Here is a 13,535-nt window from a genome sequence, read left to right on the forward strand (position 1 = left end):
AGGATAGCGGATCGCCGGGCGCGGCCCCGGCGCGCTTTCTATTCGGCCGCCTGGTGGCGGCCGTCGCGCACGCCCTGGCGGATTTCCTGCACGTGCGACAGGAAGTGCCAGAACTGCCGCGCCTGCTTCTTGAGCTGGTAGTCCACCTCGCCGAAGTGCTCGGCCATGATCTCGGACATGCGTGTGTCCAGGCCGGCGGGTGGCAGCTGCAGGTAGGCCTCGGACTCCGAGCCGTCCTGGCGCACGGTGGCGCCCGCGTTGCGCGCGATCTTGAGCATGGCCGTGTTCTCGGACAGCGCGTGGATGAACATCATGCTCACGCCCCGGTTGCGCGCCAGCACCACGGCGCGCTCGAACAGCCGCGCGCCGTATCCCCGGCCGCGCGCGCTGCCGGACACCGAGACGCCGAACTCGGCGCAGCCGCGGTGCGCTTCCTCCGTGCTGAACGCCACGTGGGCCATGGCGATCAGCTCCAGGCGCCGGTTGAAGATGCCGAACACCTCGTCGCGCCCGAAGTCGAGCAGCTGCACGTAACGGCGCACCTGCTCGTCGGTCGCGGCATAGCCGAAGCGCAGGTAGCGGTCGCGCGGCTCCAGGCGCATCAGGTGCGCCGCGATGCGCTCGCGGTGCTGCGGGCCCAGCGAACGGATGGGCACCATCACAGTGTTCATGGCAGAAGCTCGGTGTGTACGCGCGCCGCTGCGGCGCGCACGAAGCCAGGAGGAAAGCATGATGGGCGTGATTCTAGGGTTTTCCCTAGATTCTTGCTGCATTGCAACATCATTCCCTCCTTTCCAAGCCCAATTGGCCTCCAGCGCTTGATGGACAAGTGCTGGCAGCTATCATTTTCGATAACCCTCACACGGGTACGGCCGTCGTGGCCTTGACGCGGTCGAGCACGAAGCTGGTCTTGCAGTCCTGCACGCTCGGGTGCTTGAGCAGCGTGTCCATGATGAAGCGGCTGTAGTGCGCCATGTCGGCCACCACCACGCGCAGCAGGTAGTCCATCTCGCCGGTGAGCGCGGCGCACTCCACCACCTCGGGCCAGGTCTGCACGCTGGCGCGGAACAGGTCCATGGGGTTGCGCTTGTGGCTCTCGGTGTGCTTTTCCAGGCGCACGTTCAGGTAGGCCGTCAGGCCCAGACCCACGGCCTCGGGGCGCACCAGGGCCACGTAGCGGTCGATGACGCCGCATTCCTCCAGCCGCTTGGCCCGTCGCAGCACGGCGCTGGGCGACAGGCCCACCTGCTCGCCGATCACGTCGTAGGTCTCGCGGCCGTTGTCCTGCAGGCGGCGCAGGATGGCGCGGTCCAGCTTGTCGATGGCGGGGGGCGTTCGCTCATGGCGGCGGATTCTAGGCAGGCGCCCGCCGCGCCACACCCGAGCCTTCCCTAACGCCACAGGGCTGCACGCTGCATTGACGGCGCGCAATATTCCTGCATTTCCGTGGCGCAACCGGGATGTTTTCGCCCAAAACGTGAAGGGCCTGCGGCCTACAGTGGGCCGATCGACCACAACACCCCACGGAGACGCCCCATGACCGCCGCCCTGCCCACGCAAGCCACCCGCGATACCAGCGCCTGGGAGAACCCCATGGGCCTGATGGGCTTCGAGTTCGTCGAGTTCACCTCGCCCACGCCCGGCGTGCTGGAGCCGGTGTTCGAGAAGCTCGGCTTCACCCTGGTGGCCAAGCACCGCTCCAAGGACGTGCTGCTGTACCGCCAGAACCAGATCAACTTCATCCTGAACCGCGAGCCGCACAGCCTGGCGGCCTATTTCGGCGCGGAGCACGGCCCTTCGGCCTGCGGGCTGGCCTTTCGCGTGAAGGATGCGCACAAGGCCTACCAGCGCGCGCTGGCGCTGGGCGCGCAGCCCATCGAGATTCCCACCGGCCCGATGGAGCTGCGCCTGCCGGCCATCAAGGGAATCGGCGGCGCGCCGCTCTACCTGATCGACCGCTTCGAGGATGGCAAGTCCATCTACGACATCGACTTCGAATGGGTGGAGGGCGTGGACCAGCGCCCCGCGGGCCATGGCCTGAACGAGATCGACCACCTCACGCACAACGTCTACCGCGGGCGCATGGGCTTCTGGGCGAACTTCTACGAAAAGCTGTTCAACTTCCGCGAGATCCGCTACTTCGACATCCAGGGCGAGTACACGGGCCTGACCAGCAAGGCGATGACGGCGCCCGACGGCAAGATCCGCATCCCGCTCAACGAGGAGGCGCGCCAGGGCGGCGGACAGATCGAGGAATTCCTCATGCAGTTCAACGGCGAGGGCATCCAGCACATCGCGCTGATCTGCGACAGGCTGACCGACGTGGTGGACCGCCTGGGCCTGGCCGGCGTGCCGCTGGCCACCGCGCCCAACGACATCTACTACGAGATGCTGGAAACCCGGCTGCCCGGCCACGGCCAGCACGTGCCCGACCTGCAGGCGCGCGGCATCCTGCTGGACGGCACCACCGAGGGCGGCACGCCGCGCCTGCTGCTGCAGATCTTCTCCACGCCGATGCTCGGCCCGGTGTTCTTCGAGTTCATCGAGCGCCGGGGCGACTACCGCGACGGCTTCGGCGAGGGCAACTTCAAGGCCCTCTTCGAGTCGCTGGAACGCGACCAGATCCGCCGCGGCGCGCTGGAAACGAAGGCCTGACATGACCGCCCGTCCCGTTGTCTACGGCGCGAGCGACCGGCCTCCGCGCGGCGACTACGGCCGCGCGCAGGACGACTACACCTGCGCCCAGAACTTCGCGGCCTACACCGAGGCCGACCACGACACCTACCACCGGCTCTACCAGCGCCAGTCGGCCCTGCTGCCGGGGCTGGCCAGCGAGGCCTTCATCGCCGCCCTGCCGCTGCTCGGGGCCAAGGAGCGCATTCCGCGCTTCGACGACGTCAACGAGCGCCTGTACCGCGCCACGGGCTGGCAGCTCGTGGCCGTGCCGGGGCTAATCCCGGAAGTGCCGTTCTTCACACTGCTGGCGAACCGCAAGTTCCCGGTAACGGACTGGATCCGCACGCCGGCGGAGTTCGACTACATCGTCGAGCCCGACGTGTTCCACGACCTCTTCGGCCACGTGCCGCTGCTGTTCAACCCGGTGTTCGCCGACTACGTGCAGCGCTACGGCGAGGGCGGCCTGAAGGCCGCGCGGCTGGGCGCGTGCGAGATGCTCTCGCGCCTGTACTGGTACACGATCGAGTTCGGCCTGATCCGCGAGGCCGGGGGGCTGCGCGCCTATGGCGCGGGCATCCTCAGCTCCAGCGGCGAGCTGCCCTACGCCGTGCACAGCCCCGCGCCGCGGCGCCTGCCCTTGGCGCTGGAGCGCGCCATGCGCACGCGCTACAAGATCGACAGCTACCAGCAGACTTACTTTCTCATCGACAGCTTCGAACAGCTCTTCCAGCTGACGGACCAGGACTTCGCGCCGCTCTACGCGCAACTGCGCGGGCTGCCGGAGTTCGCGCCGGGGGATTGAAGCCAAATCGGCCTCCAGCGCTTACCAGTCAAGCGCAAGCAGCTATTCTTCCAATAGCAACTCCAGGCAGTCCCGCACCACCTCGGGCCGGAAGGCCATCTCCACATGGGCCGCGCCGGCGATGAAGCGGTTGTCCGCCCCCGCCAGCATGGCGGCGGAGGGGGGTAGACCACGTTGTCGCAGTTCGAATACCAGCACACGCACCGCGCGGCCACCTCCGCCGGCTCCTGCGCGCGCAGCGCCTGCACCCAGGGGCCGTGCAGCCGCATCTGCCGCCCGTTGACGCTGCGCGCGCCGCCGGCCGCCCAGGTGCCGTGATGCGGCGTGCCCAGCGTGACCACGCGGTGCACGCGCGCGGCCGCATCCGGCACCGCGCGCAGCCAGGCGCGCACGGCCAGCCCGCCCATGCTGTGGCCCACCACCACGGGCACGCGGCCCGTGGCCTCGGCCACGCGGCGCACGGCCGCGTCGATGGCGGGCGCATAGGCGTCGATGGAGCCGAACGCCGGCTCCAGCGTCACCGCCACGAAGGCGTGGCCGCGCGCGCGCAGCAGCGGCAGCCACGGTGTCCAGAACCCCCGGTTGCACAGGAAGCCGTGCACCAGCACCACGCCGCGCCGCCCCGTGGGCGGGGCGGGCAGCCAGTCGGCCACGGCCTGGTGGCGGAAAGGCTGCCACCAGCCGAACACCAGGCCGGCCCAGCGCGATTCGGCCCACCACGCGCGCAGCAGTTGCGCGGGGCCGGGACGCGGGGCGGGGTCGCCGCGGCTGGCCCAGGCCATGAGCAGGAACTGCGGCACCATGCCCAGCCGGAACATCAGCGGCACCGCCGCCACGCCCGCCAGCGCCAGCGCGGGCGAGCGGCCCCAGAACCAGGCCATCCAGCCGGCGATCAGCAGCAGATGGAGCCCGACCAGCCAGCGTTGCCAGCGTGCGTTTGTCATGTTGGTGTCTTCACGTGTTGGTTTTCCCGGTACTGCCCGGCCCCCGGGCGCTCCCACAATCGCGGCGGACTTTCAGCGAAGGACTCCCGCATGGACAGAATCTGGCTCAAGAACTACCCCCCGGCGTGCCGCACGACGTCGATGCCGACCAATACGCGTCGGTGGCGCAACTGCTGGAGGAGTCCTTCCGCCGCCATGCGGACAACCCGTTCTCGGTGTGCATGGACCGCTGGATGCGCTACCGCGACCTGGACCGCCTCTCCGCGCAGCTGGGCGCCTGGCTGCAGGGCACGGGCCTGGCGCCCGGCGCGCGCGTGGCCATCATGCTACCGAACGTGCCGCAGTTCGCCGTGACCATGGCCGCCGTGCTGCGCGCGGGCTACACCTGCGTGAACGTGAACCCGCTCTACACCGCGCGCGAACTGGAGCACCAGCTCAAGGACTCGGGCGCGTCGGCCATCGTGATCCTGGAGAACTTCGCCCACACGCTGGCCGAGGTGATCGACCACACCGCCGTGCGGCACGTGGTGATCGCCTCGATGGGCGACCTGCTGGGGCCCTGGTACGGCCGCTGGATCACCTTCGCCGTGCGCCACCTGGCCAAGATGGTGCCGGCCTACGAGCTGCCCCTGACCGCGGGGCGGCAGGTGCTGCCGTTCAAGCGCGCGCTGGCCCTGGGCGAGCGGCGCACGCTCAACCCCGCGCGCGTCGCGCCGGACACGCCGGCCTTCCTGCAGTACACGGGCGGCACCACGGGCCTGTCCAAGGGCGCGGTGCTCACGCAGCGCAACATCATCGCCGCCACGCTGCAGGCCGAGGCGTGGTTCACCCCGGCGCTTTCCAAGATGGGCGACCTGAGCCGCGCCAACAGCATCGCGGCGCTGCCGCTCTACCACATCTTCGCGCTCACGCTGTGCCTGCTGGCCATCCGCCAGGGCTCGCACCTGACGCTGATCCCCAACCCGCGCGACATCCCCAAGTTCGTCGAGGTGCTCAAGAAGCGCCCCTTCCACCTGCTGCCGGCGGTGAACACGCTGTTCAACGCGCTGCTGCAGAACGCGCAGTTCCGCCGGCTCGACTTCTCCCACCTGTGCGTGTCGCAGGCCGGCGGCATGGCTGCCTCGGAGGCCACGGCCCAGCAGTGGCAGCACGTGACGGGCAGCACCATGATCGAGGGCTGGGGCATGAGCGAGACCTGCGCCATCGGCACCAACAACCCGGTGAGCAACACCGCGTTCACCGGCACCATCGGCCTGCCGCTGCCGGGCATCGACATCGCCATCAAGGACGACGAGGGCGCCAGCCTGCCCCTGGGCGCGCCGGGCGAGATCTGCATCAAGGGCCCGAACGTCATGCCCGGCTACTACAACCAGCCCGAGGAGAATGCCAAGGCCTTCACGCCCGACGGCTTCATGCGCACCGGCGACGTGGGCGTGATGGACGAGGGCGGCTACATCCGCATCATCGACCGCAAGAAGGACATGATCCTGGTGAGCGGCTTCAACGTGTTCCCCAACGAGCTGGAACAAGTGCTGGCGCAGTGCCCCGGCGTGCTGGAGTGCGCGGCCGTGGGCGTGGCCGACGACAAGCAGGGCGAGGCCATCAAGGTCTTCGTGGTGCGCAGCGACCCCTCGCTCACCGAGGACAACGTGGTGCGCTACTGCAACGAGCACTTCACGGGCTACAAGCGGCCAAAATACATCGAATTCCGCGACGAACTGCCCAAGACCAACGTGGGCAAGATCCTGCGCCGCGAGCTGCGCGGCTGACTGCTTCCATTTTCATAGCTGATGACGCCTACCCCACCTGCGCTACCCCCCGAAATCACCGTATTCGAACGCGGCTGGCTCTCGGCCAACAACGTGCTCATCGTGGGCGGGGGGCATGCCGCGCTGGTGGACAGCGGCTACTGCACCCATGCCGCGCAGACGGTGGCGCTGGTGGAAGGCGCCCTGGGCGGGCAGGCGCTCGACCTGCTGGTCAACACCCACCTGCACAGCGACCACTGCGGCGGCAACGCCGCGCTGCAGGCGCGCTGGCCGGACGTGCGCACGCTCATCCCGCCGGGCCAGGCCCGGCAGGTGCGCGACTGGGACCCCTACGCGCTGAGCTACACCCCCACCGGCCAGGAATGCCCGCGCTTTCGCATGGACGGCGTGCTGCAGCCCGGCGGCACCCTGCGCCTGGGCACGCGCGAGTGGCAGGTGCATGCGGCGCCGGGGCACGACCCGCACTCCGTCGTGCTGTTCGAGCCGCAGGAAGCCCTCTTGATCTCGGCCGATGCGCTGTGGCAGAACGGCTTCGGCGTGGTCTTCCCCGAACTCGAAGGGGAGCACGCCTTCGCCGAGGTGGGCGCCACGCTGGACCTCATCGCGTCGCTCGCGCCGCGCACCGTCATCCCGGGCCACGGCAGCGTGTTCGCCGACGTGCCGCAGGCGCTGGACACGGCGCGCCGCCGCCTGGACGGCTTCGTGCGCGCGCCCGAGCGGCATGCGCTGTATGCGGCCAAGGTGCTGCTCAAGTACAAGCTGCTCGAATGGCAGCGCATCGGCATCGCCGACCTGCACGCCTGGGTGCGGGCCACGCCCTATTTCGGCATGCTGCATGCGCGCCACTTTGGCAGCGAGCCGCTGGAGGCGTGGCTGGAGCGGCTGGAGCAGGACCTCGTGCGCTCGGGCGCCGCGCGCCGCGAGGAAGACTGGCTGCTCAACGCCTGAGCCTGCGCCGCGCGCCAGCGAGCGCGCGAATTGTTGCCGTTTCACTACATCTGCGTCGGATCAATGCATCTGAATACAGATATGTAAACAAGAATAGTTATCATTGACATCATCAAGTCGATGGATTACGCATTCCGCGAGCCCTGCAGCTTGACCTCAGCCAGCCGTCGAGGCTCCAGGCAGGCGGCCCGTGCCACCCCCGTCCGAGCGGCAAGCCAACATCCGCACCCTCTCAGACGGGCCCCTCTCATGGCGCACAAAATCTCATACATCAAGAGCCGCAAGCATTCCCCGGCCGCCAGGCCGCATGCCGCCGGCATGGCGGCCGCGGCCGCACTCATGGCACTGGGCGCTCCCGCCCTGGCACAGACCTCCACCGCCGCCCCCACCTTGAAGGAAGTCAAGGTGGAGTCCTCGCGCGACGCGGGCTACACGCCCACCGCGCCGGCATCGCCGAAATTCACCCAGCCGCTGGTGGACACCACGCAGACCATCTCCGTCATCAAGGAGCAGGTGCTGCAGGACCAGGGCGCCACCACCCTCACCGAGGCGCTGCGCAACGTGCCCGGCGCGGGCACTTTCTACGCGGGCGAGAACGGCAACACCAGCACGGGCGACGCGATCTACATGCGCGGCTTCGATACGTCGAACAGCATCTTCGTGGACGGCGTGCGCGACCTGGGCTCCATCTCGCGCGACGTGTTCAACACCGAGCAGGTCGAGGTGACCAAGGGCCCGGCCAGCACCGACTACGGCCGCAGCGCGCCCACGGGCACGATCAACATGGTGACCAAGCAGCCGTCGCTGGTGGACAGCTTCGGCGCCTCCATCGGCGTGGGCAACGGCAGCTACAAGCGCTCCACCGTGGACTGGAACAAGGGGCTCGACCACGAGAAGGGCACGGCCTTGCGCCTCAACGCCGTGCTGCAGGACGCGGGCGTGGCGGGCCGCCGCGAGATCGAGAACGACCGCTGGGGCATCGCGCCCTCGTTCGCCTTCGGCCTGAACACGGACACCCGCGTGTTCGTGAACCTGCTGCACGTCAAGCAGAGCAACGTGCCCGACGGCGGCGTGCTGACCATGGGCATGCCGGGCTACAGCACGCCCGACCGCGCCAACGACCCGCTGCGCCGCAACTTCCTGAACAGCGCGGCGCGCGTGAACAGCCGCAACTTCTACGGCACGGCCTCCGACCACGACGACGTGACGGCCGACATGGCCACGCTGCGCCTGGAGCGCGACCTGTCGCCCACGACCACGCTGCGCAACGTCACGCGCTGGGGCCAGACCAAGCAGGACTACCTGCTGTCGGCGTTCATGGCCGCGGGCCGCTCCCAGAACGCCACGACCGGCGTCTGGTCGGACGGCTCGCTGCTCACGCCCAATCCCGCCGACCCGTCCACCTGGACCATGTCGCGCCTGATCAACGTGAAGGACCAGGTCAACCGCATCCTGACCAACCAGACCAACCTGAGCACCCGCTTCGCCACGGGCTCCGTGCGGCACGACCTGAGCACCGGCGTGGAGTTCACGCGCGAGGAGCAGAACAACTACGGCCTGGCCACCACCGGCACCGTGCCGGGCCGCGTGAGCGTGTACGACCCGGACTCCAGCGTCACCCTGCCCGCCTACCTGCGCAACGGCGCCGACAGCCAGGGCACGACCAACACCTTCGCGCTCTACGCCTTCGACACGCTCAAGTTCAACGAGCAATGGCAGGCCAACCTGGGCCTGCGCTGGGACCACTACAAGACCAAGTACTACCAGACGGCCGTCTGCGCGGCCACCTCGGCAACGCAGCCCTGCGGCACCAACCCCGCAGGCACGGTGGTGCCCACGACCTCCAACGGCCTGAAGACGTCGGACACCATCCTGAGCTGGAAGGCCGGCCTGCTCTACAAGCCCGCGCCCAACGGCAGCGTCTACGTGAACTACGCGCTGTCGCAGCAGCCGCCGGGCGGCAGCAACTTCACGCTGTCGGCCACTGCCAACAACGCCAACAGCCCCAACGTGGATCCGCAAAAGGCCAAGACGGCCGAGATCGGCACCAAGTGGGAACTGTTCGACAAGCGCCTGCTGCTGGCCGGCGCGGTGTTCCGCACGGAGGTCAACAACGAGATCGTCTCCACCTCCGACGGCTCCGTGGACCAGACCGGCAAGAAGCGCGTGCAGGGCTTCGAGCTGTCCGCCGCCGGCCAGATCACGGCCGACTGGGGCGTGAGCGCCGGCTACACGGTGCAGAAGACCAAGATCGCGCACGGCGCCAACCTGGCGGCGGACGGCTCCGACCAGCTCACCTACACACCCAAGAACGCCTTCTCGCTGTGGAGCACCTACCGCCTGCCCTTCGGCCTGACGGTGGGCGGCGGCGCGCGCTACTCGGGCGGCCTCAAGCGCGGCACCGACGGCGCCGTGGGCACGCCCAACTTCACCGAGTCGTTCTGGGTGTTCGACGCCATGGCCTCCTACCAGGTGAACAAGAACGTGGACATCCAGCTCAACGTCTACAACCTGTTCGACAAGGAATACGTGGCGGCCATCAACAAGAGCGGCTACCGCTACTTCCCCGGCATCCCGCGCTCGGCGCGCGTGACGGCGAACTTCCGCTTCTGACCTTTCCAAGGGCGCCCGCGCGCGGGCGTTAAGCTTGCGCCCCGGCCCAGGGCGCGTCATCCAATAATTCACCACGCGAGGGGCATCCGGGCGGTGCAGTGCTAGGCGAGGTGAGTGCCGTGTAGCTCTGCTCCACAAGCGAGCCGCAACGACGCAATGCGCCGCCCGCATGCCCCCTTCGGGCTGGCCCCGCAATGGGGCGTCTGCTTTGTCGCACGGCTTGCCAATAGCTGCGGCTATTGGCTGCGCCGCGCTTCGCGCATCCATCCCCCTTGCGGGGCCAGCGCGTGGGGAATTATTGGATGACGCGCCCTGCGCCGGGGCTTTTTCATTGAGGAGCTTCCACCATGATGCTGCACATCCCCCAGGTGCTCACGCGCGAGCAGGTGCGCCAGATGCGCGCCGCCATCGACGCCGCCGACTGGGTGGACGGCCGCGCCACCGCCGGCAGCCAAGGCGCGCAGGTCAAGCGCAACCGGCAGTTGCCCGACATCTCGCCCGTGGCGATCGCGCAGGGCCAGGTGATCCTGCAGGCCCTCGCAGCCAACCCGGTCTTCTTCGCCGCGGCGCTGCCCTCGCGCACGGCGCCGCCGCTCTTCAACCGCTACGCGGGCGGCGAGACCTACGGCCTGCACGTGGACGGCTCGGTGCGCCGCGTGCCGGGCGCGCCCGGGTGGCTGCGCACCGACGTGTCGAGCACGCTGTTCCTCTGCGACCCCGAGGACTACGACGGCGGCGAGCTGGTGGTGGTGGACGCCTACGGCACGCACGAGGTCAAGCTGCCCGCGGGCGACCTGATCGTCTACCCCGCCACCAGCCTGCACCGCGTGGAGCCCGTCACGCGCGGCGAGCGCGTGTGCTCGTTCTTCTGGTCGCAGAGCATGGTGCGCGACGACGCGCGCCGCGCCATGCTGTTCGAGATGGACCAGGCCATCCAGCAGCTGCGCGCGCGCCTGGGCGAAACGCCCGAGACGGTCACGCTGACGGGGCACTACCACAACCTGCTGCGCCTGTGGGCCGAGGTGTAGGCGGCGCCTGGATCCAAGCCGAATCGGCCCCTGGCGCTTATGCAGCGAGCGCCAGCAGCTCCTTATTCGATAGCGTCAGGGCAAATCCTTGTTGGGCTCCGGGCGCCCCGCGTCGCGCGGGCCGACGAGGCCCAGCCGGCTCTTGAGCGACTGCGGCTGCCCCGTGAGGATGGCCGCGTAGTTCACCGTGTTGGCCAGCACCTTCTTCACGTAGTCGCGCGTCTCGGTGAAGGGCACGTTCTCCGCCCAGATGGCCGCGTCGATCACCGGCCCGTTGCGCCAGTTGCGCGGGCGGCCCGGCCCGGCGTTGTAGGCGGCGGCGGCCAGCGGCATGGAGCCGTCGAAGTCGTCCAGCGCCAGCTTGAGGTAGGCCGTGCCGATGGTGATGTTGGTGTCACGGTCGTAGATCTGGTCCGGCGTGAAGCCCGCCAGGCCGATCTTGCGCGCCGTCCAGCGCGCCGTGGCCGGCATGACCTGCATGAGGCCCGAGGCGCCCACGCCCGAGCGCGCGTCCATGATGAAGCGGCTTTCCTGCCGGATCAGGCCGTAGACGTAGGCCGGGTCCAGCCCGATGCCCTGCGCACGCTCCACCACCGCGCCGCGGAACGGCATGGGAAAGCGCTGCGCCATGTCGATCACGCCCTTGGTGCGCTCGCTGGTGTTGATGCAGCGGTCCCACACCTCCTGCCGGCAGGCGAAATCGGCCGCTGCCAGCAGATCGCGCTCGCCCATGCCGCCGGGGGTGTGCAGGTTGGTGGTGTAGTTCCACTCGCGCACACCCTCGCTGCGCAGGCCCAGCAGGATGGCGTACAGCGCCCGGTTCAGGCCCGGGTTGGCGCGCGCGGCGGCCTTTTCCTCGTCGCTCAGCGGCGCGGGCGCGGGCGGAGGCACCACGCGCTCGCCCAGCTCTTCCAGCGCCAGCTGCTCGTAGAAGCCCGTGGTGCCGGCGATGCTCTCGAACAGGCGACGGGCGTTGGCGCGGTCCTCGTCGCCGGGGCGGTTGGACATCAGCGCGCGCGCCCTCCAGTAGGTCCAGGCGCTGTCCTGGCGCGCGGCGGGGCTCATGGCGTCGATGCTGCGGCCGGCCAGCTTCCACTGGCCGGCGCGCAGCGCGGCGCGCGTCTTCCAGGCCAGCATGTCGTCGGTCAGGTCGGCGTCGCGGCTCGCGTTGCCGAAGTAGCCCAGCGCATCGGGCGACAGCGCGATGGCCGACTGCTTGCCGATCAGGCCCCAGAGCCAGTTGCGCTCCTCGGGCGAGAGCTGCGGGCCCCACTTGCTGTCGAGCAGGCGCGCGGCGCCGGCCGTGTCGCTCATGGCCATGCGCACCAGGGCCAGCACCACCAGCTCCTGCCGCTCCTTGCCCCGGGCCGTGGCGCGGCCGGTGAGGTACTTGGTGGGCGCGTCGAGCGCCTCGCGCAGCTGCGGCAGCGCATCGGGCGCGACGATCTCCACCGCCTTGCGCGCGGCGCGCAGGCGGTTGGCCTCCGCGGCAAGGCGCGCCTTGCGCCACACGTCGATGGGCTTGATCTTCTTGGCGGCGAGCATCTCTGCGGCGGCGTTGGAACAGCCGTCGTCCACGTCGCGCAGCGCGTACCAGTTGCGCAGCACCTCGGCGCCCGCATCCTCGGCGGCGGTGCCCTTGAGCTGGTCGATCACCAGCGCGTAGCAGCGCACCTCGCGGTCGTCCGACATGCGAAAGTGCGGGTGCACCTCAGCGAACCGGTCCCACTCGCGGCGCTGGCCGAGCAGCAGCAGCCAGTCGTTGCGCAGCCGGTCCTCCTGGTAGGTGCCGGCCCAGCGGCGCAGGAAGGCCTCGACCTCGGCAGGCTGCGCCTCCTCCAGCCGCGCGCGCAGTTCCCAGTAGGCGGCCCAGGGCTCCAGCACATGGCCGCGCGCGGCGGGCAGTAGCCCGGCGAGCTTGGGCCGGTCGCTCTTGCGGAAGGCCTGGCGCATCTCCAGCAGGGCCTCGTCGCCGCGGTTTTGCGCCATGGCCAGCGGCGCTGCCAGGGCGATCGCCGCGGCAGCGACGAGCGGTGTCAAAATCTTCGGCAGCAATTGCATCCGGGAATTATGTAATGGACAAAGCAGCCCTGCGTCGCGCACTGGTAGAAGAGCGCCTGAACCTGCCCGACCGTCTGCAGCGGGCCGACGCGCTGCAGCGCGTGATGCGCCTGTGGCTGCTGAACCAGAGCGACACCGTGATCGGCGCCTACTGGCCCATCAAGGGCGAGTTCGACCCCCTGCCCGCCCTGCACCGCTGGAAGGAAGACGGCGAGTTGCTCGACGAGCCCCAGCGCCGCCGCATCGGCCTGCCCGTAGTGAACAAGGCGCACAAGACCCTCACCTTCCACGCCTGGTACCCCGGCTGCCCCATGGAGGAAGACGCCTACGGCATCCCCAAGCCCAAGGACACGGAGCTGATCGTGCCCACCCTGCTCTTCGTGCCCTGCGTGGGCTACGGCCCTGGCGGCTACCGCCTGGGCTATGGCGGCGGCTTCTACGACCGCACGCTGGCCAGCCTGCAGCCGCGCCCGGCCACCGTGGGGCTGGGCTACACCGTGGGCTACCTGGACGACTTCGAGCCCGAGCCGCACGACCTGCCGCTCGACGCCATCCTCAACGACAACGGCGTCGTCTGGCCCGTATGAGGAACACTCCCCTGAGACGCTTCGCGTCTTCCCCCTCTCTCACGCTCCGCGTGGGAGGGAGGACGCAGCCAGCGCGGCGGGGCGGCCCTTGCGCGGCTACCCGCGCC

The 13,535-nt window shown here is 69.4% G+C and carries 10 protein-coding genes and 1 pseudogene; 7 read left to right on the forward strand and 4 right to left on the reverse strand.

What is annotated here, in order from left to right; all coding sequences use genetic code 11:
* Window positions 1–38: 38 nt before the first annotated feature.
* Window positions 39–671: an N-acetyltransferase family protein gene (locus AAG689_RS18520; protein ID WP_406623228.1), complete on the reverse strand. Its 633-nt coding sequence runs from the start codon at window positions 669–671 to the stop codon at window positions 39–41.
* Between the two features lie 187 nt (window positions 672–858).
* Window positions 859–1,380: an Lrp/AsnC family transcriptional regulator gene (locus tag AAG689_RS18525; RefSeq protein WP_406623229.1), complete on the reverse strand. Its 522-nt coding sequence runs from the start codon at window positions 1,378–1,380 to the stop codon at window positions 859–861.
* A gap of 156 nt (window positions 1,381–1,536) precedes the next feature.
* Here AAG689_RS18525 and hppD point away from each other — a divergent pair, with 156 nt between their 5' ends.
* Window positions 1,537–2,655 carry a 4-hydroxyphenylpyruvate dioxygenase gene (gene hppD / locus AAG689_RS18530; RefSeq protein ID WP_406623230.1) on the forward strand — a complete coding sequence of 373 codons (1,119 nt, stop codon included), beginning with the start codon at window positions 1,537–1,539 and terminating at the stop codon, window positions 2,653–2,655.
* Window position 2,656: 1 nt separating this feature from the next.
* The gene (phhA, locus tag AAG689_RS18535) at window positions 2,657–3,478 is read left to right on the forward strand and encodes a phenylalanine 4-monooxygenase (protein ID WP_406623231.1); all 822 of its coding nucleotides are present in this window, start codon (window positions 2,657–2,659) and stop codon (window positions 3,476–3,478) included.
* Here the strand turns inward: phhA and AAG689_RS18540 are convergent.
* Window positions 3,433–4,422 carry an esterase/lipase family protein gene (locus AAG689_RS18540; protein ID WP_406623232.1) on the reverse strand — a complete coding sequence of 330 codons (990 nt, stop codon included), beginning with the start codon at window positions 4,420–4,422 and terminating at the stop codon, window positions 3,433–3,435. The two genes, phhA and AAG689_RS18540, sit on opposite strands and share 46 nt — an antisense overlap.
* 90 nt (window positions 4,423–4,512) lie before the next feature.
* On the opposite strand from AAG689_RS18540, the pseudogene AAG689_RS18545 reads away from it, so the two are divergent.
* From AAG689_RS18545 to AAG689_RS18560, 4 genes and pseudogenes are all read left to right on the forward strand, one after another.
* Window positions 4,513–6,191, forward strand: a pseudogene (locus tag AAG689_RS18545) (AMP-binding protein).
* Window positions 6,192–6,212: 21 nt separating this feature from the next.
* On the forward strand, window positions 6,213–7,139 hold the full coding sequence (locus tag AAG689_RS18550) for an MBL fold metallo-hydrolase (protein ID WP_406623233.1): 927 nt from the start codon (window positions 6,213–6,215) through the stop codon (window positions 7,137–7,139).
* 249 nt (window positions 7,140–7,388) lie between these two features.
* On the forward strand, window positions 7,389–9,752 hold the full coding sequence (locus AAG689_RS18555) for a catecholate siderophore receptor Fiu (RefSeq protein WP_406623234.1): 2,364 nt from the start codon (window positions 7,389–7,391) through the stop codon (window positions 9,750–9,752).
* A gap of 347 nt (window positions 9,753–10,099) precedes the next feature.
* Complete coding sequence (locus AAG689_RS18560; protein WP_406623235.1) at window positions 10,100–10,780, forward strand: Fe2+-dependent dioxygenase; 681 nt, start codon at window positions 10,100–10,102, stop codon at window positions 10,778–10,780.
* Window positions 10,781–10,855: 75 nt separating this feature from the next.
* Here AAG689_RS18560 and AAG689_RS18565 read toward each other — a convergent pair whose 3' ends face one another.
* A complete protein-coding gene (locus AAG689_RS18565; RefSeq protein ID WP_406623236.1) occupies window positions 10,856–12,841 on the reverse strand; it encodes a transglycosylase SLT domain-containing protein in 1,986 nt (661 codons plus the stop codon).
* A gap of 14 nt (window positions 12,842–12,855) precedes the next feature.
* Here AAG689_RS18565 and AAG689_RS18570 point away from each other — a divergent pair, with 14 nt between their 5' ends.
* Window positions 12,856–13,428, forward strand: coding sequence for a 5-formyltetrahydrofolate cyclo-ligase (locus tag AAG689_RS18570; protein ID WP_020226454.1), 573 nt, complete (start codon window positions 12,856–12,858; stop codon window positions 13,426–13,428).
* Window positions 13,429–13,535: the final 107 nt, after the last annotated feature.

Origin of the sequence: Acidovorax sp. SDU_ACID1 (genome assembly GCF_045291395.1) — a bacterium.
GTDB lineage: Bacteria > Pseudomonadota > Gammaproteobacteria > Burkholderiales > Burkholderiaceae_C > MR-S7.